The following is a 16,371-nucleotide window of genomic DNA, read 5'->3' as shown; positions in this document are numbered from 1 at the left end:
CAGGCCGATGCCGCCGTCGCCGATCACCAGGACGAGCGGGCTCTGTGGTCGCACCCCGCACAGTCTGCGCCGGCCCGGCGGCCGCCCGCATCGGCAACAACACCCACATCCGGATGCGCGAGATGCCGAGGCGGACGGCCTGGGTATGCCCACAAGGGCCGTACGGCTACTGCACGTTGACGGCCTTCCAGGCCGCCGCCACCGCGTTGTACTCGGCGCTGCCCGCGCCGTACAGGTCGCTCGCCGCCTTGAGGGTGCCGGTGCGGGCGCCCGCGTAGTCGGTCGAGGAGGTGAAGTACGTCGTCAGGGCCTTGTACCAGATCTGGTAGGCCTTGGCGCGGCCGATGCCGGCGACCGTGGAGCCGTCGTACGTGGGCGAGTTGTAGCTCACCCCGTTGATCGTCTTCGCGCCGCTGCCCTCGCTCAGCAGATAGAAGAAGTGGTTGGCGACACCGGACGAGTAGTGCACGTCGAGCCGGCCCACGTTGCGCGACCAGTAGTCGGCCGAGCCGCCGTCCTTGCTGGGCTTGTCCATGTAGCGCAGCGGAGTGCCGTCACCGTTGATGTCGATCTTCTCGCCGATGAGGTAGTCACCGACGTCGGCGGAGTTGTTGGCGAAGAACTCCACGGACGTGCCGAAGATGTCGGAGGTGGCCTCGTTGAGCCCGCCCGACTCCCGGCTGTACTTCAGCCCCGCGGTGGCCGCCGTCAGCCCGTGGCTCATCTCGTGGCCCGCGACGTCGAGCGAGGTCAGCGGGTGGGAGTTGCCCGAGCCGTCGCCGTACGTCATGCAGAAGCAGCTGTCGTTCCAGAAGGCGTTGACGTACGCGTTGCCGTAGTGCACCCGGGAGTAGGCGGCCTTGCCGTCGCCGGCGATGCCGTTGCGGTTGAAGGCGGACTTGTAGAAGTCCCAGGTGACGGCCGCGCCGTAGGCCGCGTCGACGGCGGCGGTCTGCCGGTTGGCCGGGGTGCCGTCGCCCCAGGCGTCGTCGGCGTCGTGGAAGAGGGTCCCGGTCCCGGACGTACCCCCGTTGAGGTCGTACGTCTTGTGCCCGCCGCGCCCGGAGTCGAGAAGGTCGAAGCCCCCGGAGGCGGCGGCGGTGGTGCCCAGCGTCACGGTCCCGCTGTACTCGCTGGTGCCCGTGCCGGTGTCGATGCCCTGGTACTCGTAGATCTTCTTGCCGGTGGTGGCGTCGGTGATGACGTGCAGCTCGCTGGGAGTGCCGTCGGCCTGCACGCCCTTGACGACGGACTCGTAGGCGAGGACGGACTTGGCCCCGGCGGCCCAGACCACCTTGCGGGCGGAGGCGTTCCCGGAACCGGCGTCGGCGAGGGCGGCCTTCTTGGCCGTGGCGGCGGATATCCGCGCGTCCGTCGACGCGACGGCTATGCGCGCGCCGGTCGCCTTGCTGACGCCCTTGAGCGCGCCGCTCTTCGCCACGTGGGTGACCAGATCGCCGCCCAGGACGGGCAGACCGGCGTAGGTGCGCTCGTAGCGGGTGTGCACGGTGCCGTCGGCGTCCTTGACGACGTCCCGGACGACGAGCGCCTCCTGGGCGCCGAGCCCGAGCTCGGCGGCGGTCGAACCGGCCGCGTCCTGCGCCGACTTGAGCGCGGCGGCCCGGGCCGAGGCGCTGAGCGGGAGGGCGCTCGCCCCGTTGACGGACTCGGGGGCCGCGGTGGCGGCACCGTTCTGCAGCGCGAGCACGACCATCGCCGCCGAGCCGATGAGGGCGGCGGCACGCAGGGTGGTCGTACGGGGAGTGCGGGAGGCGCTGGGGGTGCGGGACTGCAGTCTCACTCGGTCTCCTTCGGGCCGGCCTCAAGGGTGTCGAGGCACTGGCGAGGCACAGGACTGGCACAGGTGGGGCACAGAGTTGCGGCGAGCGAGGAGAGGGTGACACCCGAACCGGCCTGTTTGACAGGCCGCCGTCAAGACTTTACGTGTTCTTGTCCGAAAGTCAGGAGCCGAGATCCGCTATACGGACACTTGACCCATGGTCAACTCTCCGCTCCTCCAGCGCAGTCGGCACCGAAAACGTCACTCCTGGCGGGCACCGCCCAGCACCTTGCGCAGCACGGCACAGGGACGACCGAGCTGAAGGTCGGCCCGGTGCCCGATGACCTCGAAGCCGAGGGCGGTCCAGAAGGCGAGCCCCTTGGGGTTGTTGTCGAGAACGGCGAGCCGTACGGCGGTACGACCGCCCGCGCGGAACCGCTCCTCCACAAGACCCGCGACCCGCGTGCCGACCCCCTTGCGATGTGCCGCGGCGTCCACCATCAGCAGCCCGATCCACGGGTCGGGATCGGACGGATCGGGATGGTGGGCGAGAGTGATCACCACCCCCACCACCCTGCCCTCGCTCCGGGCGAGCAGCACCTCCACCTCCGGGTTGGCCAACTCGTCGGCCAGTGCGGCGGCCACCTGCTCGGGACGGATGTCGTCCGGGTCGGGGAAGTCGCCGCTGAGGGCGTGGAACTCACGGTTGGAGGCGTAGAGCGCGGTGAGTTCGGTGAGCACGGGGGCCGGAATGTCGTGATCGGCCGTCAGGGGAAGCGATTCGAGACGCACGCGCCGACGCTACCCCCGGACAAACCGGAACCCCCGGCCGAAGCCGGGGGTTCCGGGACAACCACGCAACCGTCAGACGTTGACGCCGAAGTCCTGCGCGATACCGACCAGGCCGGAGGCGTAGCCCTGGCCGACGGCGCGGAACTTCCACTCCGCGCCGTTGCGGTACAGCTCGCCGAAGACCATGGCGGTCTCGGTGGCCGCGTCCTCGGACAGGTCGTAGCGCGCGATCTCGGCGCCGCCGGCCTGGTTGACGATGCGGATGTAGGCGTTGCGGACCTGGCCGAAGTTCTGCGAGCGGTTCTCCGCGTCGTAGATCGAGACCGGGAAGACGATCTTGTCGATGTCGGCCGGCAGACCGGCCAGGTTGACGTTGATCGCCTCGTCGTCGCCCGCGCCCTCGCCGGTGCGGTTGTCACCGGTGTGGACGATGGTGTTGTCCGGGGTCTGCTTGTTGTTGAAGAACACGAAGTGGGCGTCGGAGTAGACCTTGCCCTGCGTGTTGACCGCGATCGCGGAGGCGTCGAGGTCGAAGTCCGTACCGGTGGTCGTGCGGACGTCCCAGCCGAGGCCCACGGTGACGGCGGTCAGGCCCGGAGCCTCCTTGGTGAGCGAGACGTTGCCACCCTTGGACAGGCTTACAGCCATGGTTGGGAGTCCTTTCCCTCGTTTATGTACGGCTCGAAGCTACATCTACCCCTATGAACGCCGAGAGGGGTAGCGAAGGTTCCAGCTGTCTTTACTTTCTTTACCGAACAGACAGTGAACGATATTCGCGTGACGTGTGCCGGTCAGCCGGGGGACGATGGGCGGCATGTCCGGTCCTTACGTCATCCGCGGCTCCGTCTCACTCCCCGAGGCCGAGCTCCAGTGGCGTTTCTCGCGCTCCTCCGGACCCGGCGGCCAGCACGTCAACACCAGCGACTCCCAGGTGGAGCTCCGCTTCGACCTGGCCAACACGGACGCGCTCCCCGACGTCTGGAAGACCCGGGCCCTGGAACGGCTGGCGTCCCGCCTGGTGGACGGCGTCATCACCGTCCGCTCCTCCGAACACCGCTCCCAGTGGCGCAACCGCGAGACCGCGGCGGTGCGCCTGGCGGCGCTCCTGGCCGAGGCGACGGCTCCGCCGCCGAAGCCCCGGAAGCCGACGCGCATTCCGAGGGGCATCAACGAACGCCGGCTGAGGGAGAAGAAGCAGCGCTCGGAGACGAAGCGAGGCAGGACGGGCAGGGACTGGGGGTGACCGCCGTCGCCCGACTGCGGGAGTGTCGTGGCCGGTCGCGTAGTTCCCCGCGCCCCTGGGGCGTCGGCCCCCACGGAGTCGCAGTCGGCAACGGCGGGAAGGGGACGTGTCGGGGGGTGTCCGCCCGCAGCGGTTGGCGCGTCAACACGAGCTCCCTGTTATAGCTGCCCGATTCCGCGCCGTTCCGAGGACGGACACCCCCCGGCGCGGCCCCGACCCGCAACGCACCGAACCCGCCCCCCGGTCACAACCCGCACCCGACATCCGTCAACACCACGACGGAAAGGTGTGACAGATGACCGACAACGGCAACGGCGACAGCAACGGCAACGACTTCCTGGCCCGCCGCTTCGAGACCCACCGCCCCCACCTCAGCGCCGTGGCCCACCGCATGCTCGGCTCGGCCGCGGAGGCGGAGGACGCGGTGCAGGAGGCCTGGTTCCGCCTCAACCGCACCGGCGACAAGGACATAGACAACCTCGGCGGCTGGCTGACGACCGTAGTGGGCCGGGTCTGCCTGGACATGCTCCGCACCCGCACCTCCCGGGCCGAACAGCCCCTGGAGCCCGACGCCCCCGTCCCCGACACCACCGCCGACCCTGAACAGGACGCGCTGCTCGCCGATTCCGTAGGCGTCGCCCTCCTCGTCGTACTCGACACCCTCACCCCCGCCGAACGCCTGGCCTTCGTGCTGCACGACCTGTTCGCCGTCCCCTTCGAGGAGGTCGGCGAGATCGTGGGCCGCACCCCGGCCGCCGCCCGCCAGCTGGCCAGCCGCGCCCGCCGCCGCGTACAAGGCGCCCCCGCCCCCGACGCCGGCGAGGCACGGCGGCGTCAGAGGGAGGTCGCCGACGCCTTCCTCGCCGCCACGCGCGAGGGCGACTTCGAGGCCCTCGTAGGCGTCCTGGACCCGGACGTCGTGGCCCGCAGCGAGGCCGGCGTGACATCCGGCGCGCTCGCGGTGGCAAAGGGTGCGACGAGCTTCGCCGCCCTGGCCGGTTTCGCGCACCCCGCCCTGGTCGACGGCAGGATCGGCATCGCGGCCGTCGTCGACGGACGCGTGGATCGCACGCTGGCGTTCACGTTCGTACGGAACCGGATCGCGGTGATCGACATAGTGACGGACGCCGCACACGTGGCCGAAAGCACGGTGGAGCTCCTCTAGGGCCTGTCCGGCTCCAGCGCCAGCACCCCCACCACCTCGCCCTCCACCATCTCCCCGTTGGGCCGGAACCCCAGCCCGAGATAGAAGTTCTCGGGTCCGTGCTCCCCGGGGTGCCAGGTGACGTACAGCTCATCGCCGCCCCGTCGCCGGATCTCCGCCGCCACCGACTCCACGGCGAACCGGCCGTACCCGCGCCCCTGCGCGCCCGCGTCGATGTTCAGCCGCCACAGCCCGGACCGGACGACGGTGCCGTCGTCGCCCCAGTCGATGTCGAGGAAGGCCATGAGGAAGCCGACCGGACGGGCGTCGTCACCGTCGACGATGAGGCGCGGCCAGGCGGTGCCGGGATGGACGTACGCCTCGGCGAGGGACTTCACCACCGGGGAGACCGCGAATTCCTGCTCGGGGCGGACGCGAATAGCGAGGGCGGCGTCGATATTGCGGGGGGTTATTTCCTCAAGGCGAGGTCCGGACGTGATCATGCGCGCACCTTAGACCGCCCCGTCCACCCGGCACCCGCGAATTACCCGTCACCCCAACTGCCGGTACCGCCCCCGGAAGTACGCCAGCGGCCCCCCGTCCGCACTCGGCACATGCGCCGTCAGCACGCGCCCGATCACCAGCGTGTGGTCGCCGGCCGTGACGCGCTGCTCGGTGCGGCACTCCAGCGTCGCCAGGGCGCCGCCGACGAGCGCGGCGCCGGTCGCCGCGCCGCGGACGTACGGGATGTCCTCGAAGAGCAGACGGTCGCTGAGCCGGCCCTTCATCGCGAAGCGCCCCGCGATGTGCCGCTGGCTCTCGGCGAGGACGGAGACGGCCCACAGGGGCTGTTCGTCGAGGAGGTCGTCCATGCGGGAGCCCTCGCGCAGGCTGACCAGCACCAGCGGCGGATCCAGGGACACCGACATGAACGAGGTCGCCGTCATGCCGACGTCCTCGCCCTTGGGCCCCTCCGCGTCCAGCGGTGGCTCGAAGGCGGTCACCAGGACCACACCCGCGGCCAGCCGGGACATGGCGGCGCGGAACTCGTCGTTGCTCACCCCCTCAGGATGCCCGGAGGGGACGACGGTGGCGGTGGGGGCTGTGTTCGGCACGTCGGGAACGCTAGTGTCCGCCCGGTGGCCGCCGCATCGGACCTCAGCCCGAACCCGGACCTAGGACCCCCGACCTACCGCTCATAGGCACGCCGCACATGCCGACAAAGTTTGCGTTCAGTAAACGCACAGCGAAAACGCAGAAACACCACTCAATTGTTCATCTTTAGCTGTGACTTGAGTCACAAGGGGCATTAATTGTTGACCCTGTGTACCGAGTGGGCAGCGCGCTGTGATTCAGTGGCGGGGAAGCTGCCAGAACGATACGCCGATGAGAACCCTTGATTCGCTGCGAGGTCTCGGGGGGAGGGCGAGCATGGAGACCGAGTCGGAGCCCTACGTCCGCCTTGCCTCTCTGCGGCAACTGCATCAGGTCATGGCGGACATGAACACCGCCCGGTCTCTTGCGGACACCCTGCAGACAGTCGCCGACGGCGTCGTCAACGGCCTCGGTTACGAACTGGCGTGCGTCAACCTCGTCCGCCCCGACGGCGACCTCGTCGTCGCCGCCTTCGCCGGCAACCCCGCCGCCGAGGCGCTGATCACCGGCCGGGTCGGCTCCCGCGAGTCCTGGGAGCGCCGGCTGGGCATGGGCGAGAACTGGGGCGACCTGGTCTTCATCCCGCACACCGAGGGCTGGGTCCTCGACGACGACGACGTACCGCAGTGGTACACCGACGGCCCCGCCCCCCGCTTCGAGGACGAGTGGCACCCCTCCGACCGGCTCTTCGCGCCGATGTTCACGCCGGGCGTGCAGGGCGGCTCGTGCGGCGAGCTGATCGGCGTGCTGTCGGTGGACCGGCCGCGCAACGGACGACGGCCGGGCGCATGGGGTCGCGAGGCGCTCCAGATGTACGCGTTCCAGGCCGCGATCGCGATCAGCAACGCGCGCCTGCGCGCCAACATGCAGCGCGCACTGGTCAGGCTCGAAAGGGAACAGCAGGCGCTCAGGGCGAGTGAAGAGAGCTTTCGGCAGGCATTCGAGTACGCCCCCTCCGGCATGGCCATCGCCGAGATGGGCGGCGACCAGCACGGCCGGATCCTCCGGACCAACGACGCGCTGTGCCGGCTCCTCGGCCGCCCCGCGTCCGCGATGCGCCGCTACTCCTTCTCCGACCTCGTGCACCCCGAGGACATAGGCACCCTGCTGCGCACCTCGGCGGAGGGCGGCCGCGCGGAACTCCGCCTGGGCCGGCGCGACGGCACGTACGTCTGGGTCTCCCTCCGCAACTCGGTCGTCGCCGACGCGGCCGACGGCCCGCGCTTCCTCCTCACCCACGTCGAGGACATAGAGGACCGCAAGCGCCGCGAGCTCCAGCTCGCCCACCGCGCCTCCCACGACTCCCTCACCGGCCTGCCGAACTCCGCCGAGCTGCGCGCCCGCCTCTCCTCGCGCCTGTGCCAGCGCCCCGCGCACCCCGGCGCCCTGGAGTCCCTGGACGCGGCCTACGGCCACCCCGCCTTCGACGCCCACGGCCACGGCTTCGACTTCCGGCCCGGCGCCGAGTCCTTCGACGCCTACGACCACCACGTGCACACCGTCGCCCCCGAGGGCGACCGCGACGACGGCACCAAGGGGCTCGCGGTCCTCTTCTGCGACCTCGACGGCTTCAAGTCGATCAACGACCGGTTCGGGCACAACGCCGGTGACGCGGTCCTCATCGAGGTCGCCCGCCGGCTGACCCGCCAGGTCCGCGACGGCGACACCGTCGCCCGGCTCGGCGGTGACGAGTTCGTCATCCTCGCCGACGGCCTCGGCCGCGCCGACGCCGCCGACCTCGCCGTACGCCTGCGCAACGAGATCATCCAGCCCATCCGTGCCGAGGGCCGGGCCGTCCGGGTGGGCGCCAGCTTCGGCATCGGCTGGGCGCACTGCGGCATGACCGCCGACGAAGTGCTGAAGTCCGCCGACGAGCGGATGTACGTAGAGAAACGATCTCGTCCCAAACAGCACAGGCGCGCGGGATGATCCCCAGGTCAGAGAGCTGATGCGATCCGAGTCACCCGTTTGGGTCAGCTGGAGCGGGTAGGCTCGCCATTCTGACCCCTCGTATCGCATCCGCCCGCACCTGGTGAGGAGTACCAAGGGATGACGTCCGGCAACAACGGCGCCAGCACGCCCGAGGACGACGACCCGTTCGGCTACCTCTACGCCGACGGGCAGGCCAACGGAGCCCAGCCGCCGTCCGGTGGCTACGGCTACCCGAACACCGTCAACCGGGTGCGCCCCGTCGGACAGCGCCAGTACGGCCAGCAGCAGCCGGCCGCGCCGTACGGACAGGTCCCGCAGCAGCAGGCAGCGCAGCAGGGCGCCTACGGCCAGCCGACCAACGCGCACTACGCCGCGCCGGAGACGTTCCCGGGCGGCGCCCCCACCACGCAGCAGCCGTACGGCGGCCATGGCGGCAACGGCGGCGGCCGGGGCCGCGGCCCCAACACCAAGGGCCTCCTCATCGGCGCCATCGCGGTGGTCGCCGCGGTCGTCATCGGCATCGGCGTGGCCATGCTCGGCGGCGACGACGACAAGGACGCGGGCGGCGGCGACGCGTCCGCCACCCCGTCCGCCCAGCAGAGCAGCGAGCCCAGCCCCTCGGACACCTCCACCGAGGTGACCGAGGAGGACCTGCCGAAGATCGACGCGAAGGCGCTCTCGCTGAGCCCCGGCATCACCACCGCGACCGACGTCAAGGGCGCCAAGGCCGACGGCGGGATCTACCTCAACGGCTTCAACCAGGTCGGCGCCTCGGTCACGTGGAACGTGAGCGGCATCCCGAAGAGCGGCAAGTACACGCTGTACACGGGCTACAGCGTCCCCGGCAAGGACGCCACCGCGACCCTCTCGATCAACGGCACGGCCTCCACCACCCCGGTCGGCATGGACAACTACGCCAAGGCCGCCGAGGGCGACTACGCCAAGGGCTGGACGCAGACCTACAACTACGTCCAGCTCAACAAGGGCAGCAACACCATCAAGATCTCCTGCGAGCAGGGCAACCAGTGCGACGCCCTCCTCGACCAGCTGTGGCTGGTGAAGGGCTGGGTCAAGTAGGAGTCGGCTAGGCCGCGTTGACCCCGCTGGTCACCGCGACCCGCTCCAGCAGTTCCTCGTAGACCCGTCGGTCGAACTCGCCCGCCACCGGCGCCGCGACCGTCGCCGCCGACAGGGCGACCGCGCGGGTCAGCCGGTCGGGCCACGGCAGGTGTTCCACCAGACCCGACAGCAGGCCCGCGACCGCCGAGTCGCCGGCGCCGGTCGGGTTGCCGTGGACGCGGGCCGGCGGGGCGGCGCGCCAGCGGCCCTCGGGGGCGGCGGCGAGCAGGCCGTCGGTGCCGAGGGAGGCGACGACCGCGCGGGCACCCCGGCGAAGGGCGTCCTGCGTGGCCCGCAGCGGCTCGTGGGAGCCGGTCAGCTCGGCCAGCTCGTCGGCGTTCGGCTTGATGAGGTCGGGGCGGGCGGCCACGCCCCGGCGCAGCGGCTCCCCGCTGGTGTCCAGCACCACAGGTACTCCGGCCGCCCTCGCGGTCCGGACCAGCCCGGCGTACGCGCCCACCGGCACACCCGGCGGCAGGCTGCCGCACAGGGCCACCGCGTCCGCCGACGCGAGGAGATCCTCGTACGCCTCCTGGAAGGCCGACCACTCCGGCGGGGTGATCGCGGGGCCGGGCTCGTTGAGCTGGGTCGTGTCGCCGGTCCGCTCGTCGACGACGGCGATGGTGCGGCGGGTGGCGCCGGAGACCGGGAGCAGCGCGTCGATCACGCCGGGGGTCGAGGTGAGCCGGTCCTGGATGACGCGGCCGGTGGCGCCGCCCGCGAAGCCGGTGACCGTCACCTCGTGCCCGAGGGCCGCCAGCACGCGGGCCACGTTCAGGCCCTTGCCGCCGGGGCGTTCCGTGACCTCGGAGACCCGGTGGGAGGCGTGCGGCCGGAGGGCTTGTACCCGGTAGGTGATGTCGAGAGCGGTGTTCAGTGTGACCGTGAGGATCACCTGGGCCGACCTCCCCCGAAGACGTTGCTGAGCCGTTTGGTGGGGTGATCATGCCAAACGGACGGCGGTCGGCCCAGTCTCCCAGGACAACCGCCGCCCTCAACAGATGGACAGATCAGCCCAGTTGGGGATCGACCACCCATTCACCCCGGCGCATCACGCCCTTGAGCTCGAAGTCGGCGTCGAGAAGGACGAGGTCGGCGTACCTGCCGGGCTCCAGGGAGCCGACGCGGTCGGACATGCCAAGGAGCCGGGCCGGGTTGGCGGACAGCGCCGCGACGGCGTCCTCGACGGGCAGCTGGTCGATGGTCACCGCCCGCTTGAAGGCACGGTCGAGGGTGAGGGTGGAGCCCGCGATCGAGCCGCCCTCCACGAGACGGGCGACGCCGTCGCTCACCTCCACCTCCAGCGGGCCGAGCATGTAACGGCCGTCGCCGAAGCCGGCCGCGTCCATCGCGTCCGTGATGAACGCGACCCGGTCCGCGCCCTTGTGATGGAACGCCAGCTGGAGGGCGGCCGGGTGCAGATGCGTACCGTCGTTGATCAGCTCGACCGTGATCCGCTCGTCCTCCAGGAGCGCGGCGATCGGGCCGGGGGTGCGGTGGCCGAGGGCGGGCATCGCGTTGAAGAGGTGGGTGGCGACGGTGGCGCCCGCGTCGATGGCCTCCACCGTCTGCTCGTACGTCGCGTCCGTGTGCCCGATCGCCGCGATGACGCCGTGCTCGGCGAGCAGCCGTACGGAGTCGACGCCACCGGGGAGTTCGGTGGCGAGCGTGACCATCCGGGCCTGGCCGCGCGCCGCGTCGATCAGCTTGCGGACCTCGGCCGGGTCGGGGTCGCGCAGCAGCTCCTCCGAGTGCGCGCCCTTGCGGCACGGGGAGATGAACGGGCCCTCGAAGTGGATACCGGCGATGTCGCCCTGCTCGGCGAGTTCGGAGAGCAGGCCGGCGCGCTGGGCGAGGAAGTCCATGTCGCCGGTGACGGTGGAGGCGACGAGGGTGGTGGTGCCGTGGAGGCGGTGGGTGTGGATGCCGGTGAGTACGTCGTCGGTGGTGCCGGAGGTGAAGGAGGCTCCGCCGCCGCCGTGGTTGTGGATGTCGACGAACCCTGGGATGAGCCAGTGGCCGGTTACGTCGGTGACCTGGGCGTTTTCTGGTGCGGCGCCGATGATTCTGTCGCCGTCGATGATCACTCGGCCGTTGTGGACGGTTCCTGTGGGGAGGACGACCGTTGCGCCGGACAGGATGAGGGGCGCGCTGTCCGATGCGGGCTGCGGGCTCGTCGTGGCTTGTCGCGCAGTTCCCCGCGCCCCTGGGTCGGCTGCCATCAGGGAGTTACCTCCATACCGTTCGTCGTGTCGAGGAGATCCCAGGCCAAGAGCCCGGCACCCAGGCAACCCGCCGTGTCGCCCAGCGCCGCCGGGACCACCGACGGCAGCTTCTGGAAAGTGATCCGTTGCCGGATCGCGTCCCGCAGTGGTGTGAACAAGGTTTCCCCCGCCTCCGCCAGGCCGCCACCGATGATCACGATCCGCGGGTCCAGGAGGGTGAGGGCGGTGACCAGGCCGTCGGCGAGGGCGTCGACGGCGTTCTGCCAGACGGTCCGGGCCCGGGGGTCGCCGGACTCGACCGCTTTCGCGCAGTCGGCCGCGTCCGCCTCCGGGTCACCGGTCACCGCGGCCCACGCCTCACTGACCGCCGCCGCCGAGGCGTACCGCTCCAGGCAGCCGACCTGTCCGCACGGACACGGGGTCCCTCCCGGTCGTACGACGATGTGGCCGATCTCGCCCGCGAAGCCGTGGGCGCCCGCCTCCACCCGGCCGCCGATGCCGATGGCGCCCGCGATGCCGGTGCCGAGGGGGACGAAGAAGAAGCGGTCGGCGCCCTGGCCGGCGCCGATCCGGCCCTCGGCGAGGCCGCCAGTGCGGACGTCGTGGCCGAGGGCGACGGGGATGCCGCCGAGCTTCTCGGTGAGCAGGTCGCGCAGCGGGATGTCGCGCCAGCCGAGGTTGGCCGCGTAGACGGCGACACCCCGCTCCGCGTCGACGATGCCGGGGACGGCGACGCCGGCGGCGGACGCGGGCTCGCCGAGGTGCTCGGCGCCGTACGCGTGCAGCTCGGCGGCGAAGTCGAGGATGCCGTCGACGACCGCGTCCGGACCGCGGTCACGGCCGGTCGCGCGGCGGGCCTGGTGCAGCAGCTCGCCGCCGGTGCCGACCAGGGCGGCCTTCATTCCGGTGCCGCCCACGTCGAGGGCGATGACATGTCTCACGGGGGTAGTGTGGCCCGCCGACCCGCGAGAGGTCTAGTCCACTCACGTGGTGTAGACCTTATGTCTGACCTTTCGAAACTTTCGATGTGAGTGAGGCCTGGCAGTGCAGCGGCGTAGGACAGGAACGATCGCGGTGGTGTCCGCACTGGGCATGACGGCGGTTCTCGGCGGCTGCGGCCTCGGCGGGGAGTCCGGGGACGTGACCTTGAAGCTGGTCGCCGCCGACTACGGGGACAGCAAGGCGAACAGCTCGCAGAAGTACTGGGACAAGCTGGTGGCGGACTACGAGTCCGAGCACCCGGGCGTCAAGGTCGACGTCAGCGTCTACTCCTGGAACGACGTCGACCGCAAGGTCAAGGAGATGGTCGCGGACGGCGAGGCGCCCGACATGGCCCAGATCGGCGCGTACGCCGACTACGCCCACGACGACCTCCTGTACTCGGCGGACGAACTGCTCTCCATCCCCACGCAGGCCGACTTCGTCTCGCAGCTCGCCACGGCGGGCGAGGTGGACTCGACGCAGTACGGGATGCCGTTCGCCTCCTCCACCCGGCTGCTCTTCTACAACAAGACCCTCTTCGCCAAGGCCGGGCTGACCCCGCCGAAGACCTGGGACGAACTCGCCGAGGACGCCGCCGCGCTGAAGGCGGAAGGCGTGAAGTACCCGTACGCCCTGCCGCTCGGCCCCGAGGAAGCGCAGGCCGAGACCATGCAGTGGCTGCTCAGCGGCGGGGGCGGCTACACCGAGGACACCGGCACCTACGGCATCAACTCCCCGGCGAACGTCGACACCCTCACCTGGCTCAAGGACGACCTGGTCGGCAAGGGGCTGACCGGACCGGTCGCGCCGGGCAAGCTGAACCGGGCGGACGCGTTCGCCGCGTTCGCGAACGGCCAGGTCGGCATGCTCAACGGGCATCCCACGCTGATGAAGACGGCCGCGGCGAAGGGCGTGAAGTTCGGCATGGTCCCGATGCCCGGCGTCGACGGGCCGACCAAGTACTCCATGGGCGTCGCCGACTGGATGACGGCGTTCAAGCACAACGGGCACGCCGAGCAGATCGGGGACTTCCTCGACTTCGTCTACGACGAGAAGAACGTGCTCGCGTTCTCCCGCGAGTACGACCTGCTGCCGGTGACGATGTCGGCGTCCGACGTGATGAGCACGGCGAAGCAGGACCATGACCTCAAGCCCTTCCTGACCGAACTCAGCGGCTCCGAGCTCTACCCCGTCGGCAAGGTCTCCTGGGCGGAGGTCAGCGCGGCGGTCAAGCGGCGGATCGGCGAGGCGGTGACGGCCGGGGGCAGCCCGGCGGGGATCCTCAACGGCCTCCAGTCGAAGGCGCTGATGGCGGAGAGCGCGGAGTAGGGCGTGTCAGTGGTGGGGGCTACGGTCGTCGACATGAACGACCTGGCCCCCCGAGAACAGGCCATCCTCGCGTTGGAACGCCGCGGCTTCGCCGGCCCCGGCGCGAAGGAACGCGCGATACGCGAGGAACTGGGCCTGGCCCCGGTCCGCTACTACCAGCTGCTGAACGCCCTGCTGGACGACCCACGCGCCCTGGCCCACGACCCGGTGACGGTGAACCGCCTACGCCGGGTACGAGAGGCGCGCAGGTCGGAGAGGTGAGGGGCGTCGCCTCGCAACGCCGGTCCAGGCCATCTCAGCCCGTCCGGAAAGGCGTGCGATCCGCCCACGTGGATATGGTCCCCCTATGGGCAGCCACAAGGACTTCACCGACGACTCCCTGCCGACCCCGGTGACCCCGGCCGGGCGGGACGGGCTCGCCGCAATCCTCGCGCACCCCGCGAAAACCATCGTCGCGCTCGACTTCGACGGCACCCTCGCCCCGATCGTCGCCGACCCGGAGCAGGCGCGGGCCCACCCCGACGCCGTGCCCGCGCTCGCCGCCCTCGCGCCGAAGATCGCCGCGGTCGCCGTCGTCACCGGCAGGCCCCCCGGAGTCGCCGTACGCCTCGGCGGCTTCGCCGGTGTCCCCGGCCTCGAACATCTCGTCGTCCTCGGCCACTACGGCGCCGAGCGCTGGGACGCGGTCACCGGCGAGGTCACCGCGCCCGCCCCGCACCCCGGTGTCGCCGCGGTCCGCGCGGAGCTGCCCGGCTTCCTCGACGGCATCGGTGCCTGGCAGGGCACCTGGATCGAGGAGAAGGGGCGGGCCGTCGCGGTCCACACGCGCAGGGCCGAGGACCCGCAGGCCGCCTTCGACGCACTGCGCGCCCCGCTCACCGACCTCGCCACCCGGCACGGCCTGATCGTCGAACCCGGCCGCCTCGTCCTGGAACTCCGCCCGCCCGGCATGGACAAGGGCCGGGCCCTGACGGACTACGTCCGCGAACTGGGCGCCGAGGCCGTCCTGTACGCCGGCGACGACCTCGGGGACCTCCCGGCCTTCGCCGCGGTGGAGAAACTCCGCTCCGACGGCGTTCCGGGCCTCCTCGTGTGCAGCACGGGCAGCGAGGAGGTGGCCGACCTGAAGGAACGGGCGGATCTGGTGGTGAACGGCCCGGCGGGATTGGTACGGCTGCTGGGGCAACTGGCGGGGACGCTTCCTCAGCCCCCCAACGCCGCCAGCTGATCAAGGAACCATTGCGCGGGCGGCAACGCGGTAGCGGCGGCAGCCAGCCGCTTCGTGCGTTCCGCCCGCTCGCCCGGCGCCATCGTCAGCGCCTCGTGCAGCGCGTCGGCGGTGCCGATCACGTCGTACGGGTTCACCACGATCGCGTCGTCGCCCAGCTCCTCGTACGCCCCCGCCTCCCGCGACAGCACCAGCGCGCACCCCTCGTCGGAGACGACCGGCACCTCCTTCGCGACGAGGTTCATGCCGTCGCGGATGGGGTTGACGAGCGCCACGTCGGCGAGCCGGTAGGCGGCGAGGGAGCGGGCGAAGTCGTCCTTGACGTGCAGCACCACCGGGGTCCAGCCCGGCGTGCCGTACGTCGAGTTGATCTCGTCGGCCAGGCGCTGCACCTCGGCGGTGTAGTCCCGGTAGACGGCCAGGTCCTGCCGGGACGGGTAGGCGAACGCCACGTGCACGACCCGCTCCCGCCACTCGGGCCGGGTCTGAAGCAGATGCTCGTAGGCGCGCAGCCCCCGCACGATGTTCTTCGACAGCTCGGTCCGGTCGACCCGGACGATCGCCCGGCGCCCCTCGCCGATCTCCGCCTTCAGCGCGGTCATCCGCTCGGCCACGTCCGCCTCGTGCGAGCGCTCGCGCAGGAAGTCCGCGTCCGCGCCGAGCCCGTGCACCCCGATCCGGGTGTCGCCGAGCCCGCCGGTGATCTCCGCCGCGCACGCCTCGAACGCCGACGCCCAGCGCCGGGTCAGGAACCCCAGCCGGTCGGCGCCCAGCATGCCCCGCAGCACCTGCTCGGCCACGTCGTCCGGCAGCATCCGGAAGTACTCCGGCGGCGCCCACGGCGTGTGCGAGAAGTGCCCGATCCGCAGGTCGGGGCGGAGCGCGCGGAGCATGCCCGGCACCAGGGTGAGGTGGTAGTCCTGCACGACGACCGCCGCACCCCGCGCCGCCTCCTGCGCGAGCGCCTCGGCGAAGGCGCGGTTGTACGTCTCGTACGACGCCCACTGGCGCCGGAACTCCGCGTCGAAGACCGGCTCCAGCGGGGTCTGGTACAGCATGTGGTGGACGAACCACAGGACCGAGTTGGCGATGCCGTTGTACGCGTCCGCGTGCACGTCGGCCGGGATGTCGAGCATCCGCACCCCGGCCTCGCCCACCCCGCGCCGCACGGCCTCGCGGTCGCCGTCGCTCAGCGCCGAGCACACCCACAGCGCGTCCGCGTCCGACCCGATCGCCGACAGCCCCGAGACCAGCCCACCGCCGCCGCGCCGCGCGGACAGCGTGCCGTCCGCCTGGACGTCGTACGAGACCGGTCCCCGGTTGGAGGCCACCAGGACCCGCGCAGCACCGAACGTTGAAGCGATACGAGCCATACGGATCAACCTAGCCCGGCCACGGATTGCTCAAACGTTCGTCCGGTTCCCCGGGGTACCGGTCCGGCGG

16 protein-coding genes are annotated in these 16,371 nt (G+C 71.2%); 7 read left to right on the top strand and 9 right to left on the bottom strand.

What is annotated here, in order from left to right; genetic code table 11:
* Nucleotides 1-166: 166 nt before the first annotated feature.
* The 3 genes from EJC51_RS22940 to EJC51_RS22930 all read right to left on the bottom strand — a co-directional run bounded on the left by EJC51_RS22940 (nt 167) and on the right by EJC51_RS22930 (nt 3,220).
* Complete coding sequence (locus tag EJC51_RS22940) at nt 167-1,714, bottom strand: M4 family metallopeptidase (RefSeq protein ID WP_126277089.1); 1,548 nt, start codon at nt 1,712-1,714, stop codon at nt 167-169.
* A 327-nt stretch (nt 1,715-2,041) separates the two neighbouring features.
* Complete coding sequence (locus EJC51_RS22935) at nt 2,042-2,572, bottom strand: GNAT family N-acetyltransferase (protein WP_126272817.1); 531 nt, start codon at nt 2,570-2,572, stop codon at nt 2,042-2,044.
* A gap of 72 nt (nt 2,573-2,644) precedes the next feature.
* Entirely contained in the window at nt 2,645-3,220 is a 576-nt protein-coding gene (locus EJC51_RS22930) for a TerD family protein (RefSeq protein WP_059195829.1), read from the bottom strand.
* Between the two features lie 157 nt (nt 3,221-3,377).
* Here EJC51_RS22930 and arfB point away from each other — a divergent pair, with 157 nt between their 5' ends.
* The gene (arfB, locus tag EJC51_RS22925) at nt 3,378-3,815 is read left to right on the top strand and encodes an alternative ribosome rescue aminoacyl-tRNA hydrolase ArfB (RefSeq protein WP_126277088.1); all 438 of its coding nucleotides are present in this window, start codon (nt 3,378-3,380) and stop codon (nt 3,813-3,815) included.
* Between the two features lie 295 nt (nt 3,816-4,110).
* Nucleotides 4,111-4,980, top strand: a complete 870-nt coding sequence (locus EJC51_RS22920) for a sigma-70 family RNA polymerase sigma factor (RefSeq protein WP_126272816.1) — start codon at nt 4,111-4,113, stop codon at nt 4,978-4,980.
* On the opposite strand, the gene EJC51_RS22915 is transcribed toward EJC51_RS22920, so the two are convergent.
* Entirely contained in the window at nt 4,977-5,462 is a 486-nt protein-coding gene (locus tag EJC51_RS22915; protein ID WP_126272815.1) for a GNAT family N-acetyltransferase, read from the bottom strand. The genes EJC51_RS22920 and EJC51_RS22915 overlap by 4 nt on opposite strands.
* Nucleotides 5,463-5,510: 48 nt before the next feature.
* A complete protein-coding gene (locus tag EJC51_RS22910; protein WP_341870732.1) occupies nt 5,511-5,993 on the bottom strand; it encodes a flavin reductase family protein in 483 nt (160 codons plus the stop codon).
* A gap of 397 nt (nt 5,994-6,390) precedes the next feature.
* On the opposite strand from EJC51_RS22910, the gene cdgB reads away from it, so the two are divergent.
* Complete coding sequence (gene cdgB, locus EJC51_RS22905) at nt 6,391-8,043, top strand: diguanylate cyclase CdgB (RefSeq protein WP_126272813.1); 1,653 nt, start codon at nt 6,391-6,393, stop codon at nt 8,041-8,043.
* Between the two features lie 120 nt (nt 8,044-8,163).
* The gene (locus tag EJC51_RS22900) at nt 8,164-9,123 is read left to right on the top strand and encodes a CBM35 domain-containing protein (protein WP_126272812.1); all 960 of its coding nucleotides are present in this window, start codon (nt 8,164-8,166) and stop codon (nt 9,121-9,123) included.
* A 7-nt stretch (nt 9,124-9,130) separates the two neighbouring features.
* On the opposite strand, the gene EJC51_RS22895 is transcribed toward EJC51_RS22900, so the two are convergent.
* The 3 genes from EJC51_RS22895 to EJC51_RS22885 all read right to left on the bottom strand — a co-directional run bounded on the left by EJC51_RS22895 (nt 9,131) and on the right by EJC51_RS22885 (nt 12,331).
* Nucleotides 9,131-10,060: a 1-phosphofructokinase family hexose kinase gene (locus EJC51_RS22895; RefSeq protein WP_126272811.1), complete on the bottom strand. Its 930-nt coding sequence runs from the start codon at nt 10,058-10,060 to the stop codon at nt 9,131-9,133.
* A gap of 115 nt (nt 10,061-10,175) precedes the next feature.
* Entirely contained in the window at nt 10,176-11,387 is a 1,212-nt protein-coding gene (gene nagA / locus EJC51_RS22890; protein ID WP_126272810.1) for an N-acetylglucosamine-6-phosphate deacetylase, read from the bottom strand.
* Nucleotides 11,387-12,331 (bottom strand): ROK family protein, encoded by a 945-nt coding sequence (locus EJC51_RS22885; RefSeq protein WP_126272809.1) that lies wholly within the window; start codon nt 12,329-12,331, stop codon nt 11,387-11,389. The genes nagA and EJC51_RS22885 overlap by 1 nt, the downstream gene beginning before the upstream one ends.
* 103 nt (nt 12,332-12,434) lie before the next feature.
* On the opposite strand from EJC51_RS22885, the gene EJC51_RS22880 reads away from it, so the two are divergent.
* From EJC51_RS22880 to otsB, 3 genes are all read left to right on the top strand, one after another.
* Nucleotides 12,435-13,700 carry an ABC transporter substrate-binding protein gene (locus EJC51_RS22880; protein ID WP_483025182.1) on the top strand — a complete coding sequence of 422 codons (1,266 nt, stop codon included), beginning with the start codon at nt 12,435-12,437 and terminating at the stop codon, nt 13,698-13,700.
* Nucleotides 13,701-13,733: 33 nt separating this feature from the next.
* Complete coding sequence (locus EJC51_RS22875) at nt 13,734-13,961, top strand: DUF3263 domain-containing protein (RefSeq protein WP_059195838.1); 228 nt, start codon at nt 13,734-13,736, stop codon at nt 13,959-13,961.
* An 85-nt stretch (nt 13,962-14,046) separates the two neighbouring features.
* The gene (otsB, locus tag EJC51_RS22870) at nt 14,047-14,928 is read left to right on the top strand and encodes a trehalose-phosphatase (RefSeq protein ID WP_126272808.1); all 882 of its coding nucleotides are present in this window, start codon (nt 14,047-14,049) and stop codon (nt 14,926-14,928) included.
* On the opposite strand, the gene EJC51_RS22865 is transcribed toward otsB, so the two are convergent.
* Nucleotides 14,904-16,292 carry an alpha,alpha-trehalose-phosphate synthase (UDP-forming) gene (locus EJC51_RS22865; RefSeq protein WP_126277086.1) on the bottom strand — a complete coding sequence of 463 codons (1,389 nt, stop codon included), beginning with the start codon at nt 16,290-16,292 and terminating at the stop codon, nt 14,904-14,906. The genes otsB and EJC51_RS22865 overlap by 25 nt on opposite strands.
* Nucleotides 16,293-16,371: the final 79 nt, after the last annotated feature.

Origin of the sequence: Streptomyces aquilus (assembly GCF_003955715.1) — a bacterium.
Taxonomy (GTDB): domain Bacteria; phylum Actinomycetota; class Actinomycetes; order Streptomycetales; family Streptomycetaceae; genus Streptomyces; species Streptomyces aquilus.
The sequence above is the reverse complement of the archived record's forward strand: the minus strand, read 5'-3'. Positions and strand labels throughout refer to the sequence as shown.

Excerpts from the sequence above, each read along its gene's own strand:
- EJC51_RS22910 (WP_341870732.1), bottom strand. The coding sequence starts at position 5,993 with ATGTCCCGGCTGGCCGCGGGTGTGGTCCTGGTGACCGCCTTCGAGCCA.
- EJC51_RS22875 (WP_059195838.1), top strand. The coding sequence starts at position 13,734 with ATGAACGACCTGGCCCCCCGAGAACAGGCCATCCTCGCGTTGGAACGC.
- otsB (WP_126272808.1), top strand. The coding sequence starts at position 14,047 with ATGGGCAGCCACAAGGACTTCACCGACGACTCCCTGCCGACCCCGGTG.
- arfB (WP_126277088.1), top strand. The coding sequence starts at position 3,378 with ATGGGCGGCATGTCCGGTCCTTACGTCATCCGCGGCTCCGTCTCACTC.
- EJC51_RS22920 (WP_126272816.1), top strand. The coding sequence starts at position 4,111 with ATGACCGACAACGGCAACGGCGACAGCAACGGCAACGACTTCCTGGCC.
- EJC51_RS22930 (WP_059195829.1), bottom strand. The coding sequence starts at position 3,220 with ATGGCTGTAAGCCTGTCCAAGGGTGGCAACGTCTCGCTCACCAAGGAG.
- EJC51_RS22915 (WP_126272815.1), bottom strand. The coding sequence starts at position 5,462 with ATGATCACGTCCGGACCTCGCCTTGAGGAAATAACCCCCCGCAATATC.
- EJC51_RS22940 (WP_126277089.1), bottom strand. The coding sequence starts at position 1,714 with ATGGTCGTGCTCGCGCTGCAGAACGGTGCCGCCACCGCGGCCCCCGAG.
- nagA (WP_126272810.1), bottom strand. The coding sequence starts at position 11,387 with ATGGCAGCCGACCCAGGGGCGCGGGGAACTGCGCGACAAGCCACGACG.
- EJC51_RS22900 (WP_126272812.1), top strand. The coding sequence starts at position 8,164 with ATGACGTCCGGCAACAACGGCGCCAGCACGCCCGAGGACGACGACCCG.
- cdgB (WP_126272813.1), top strand. The coding sequence starts at position 6,391 with ATGGAGACCGAGTCGGAGCCCTACGTCCGCCTTGCCTCTCTGCGGCAA.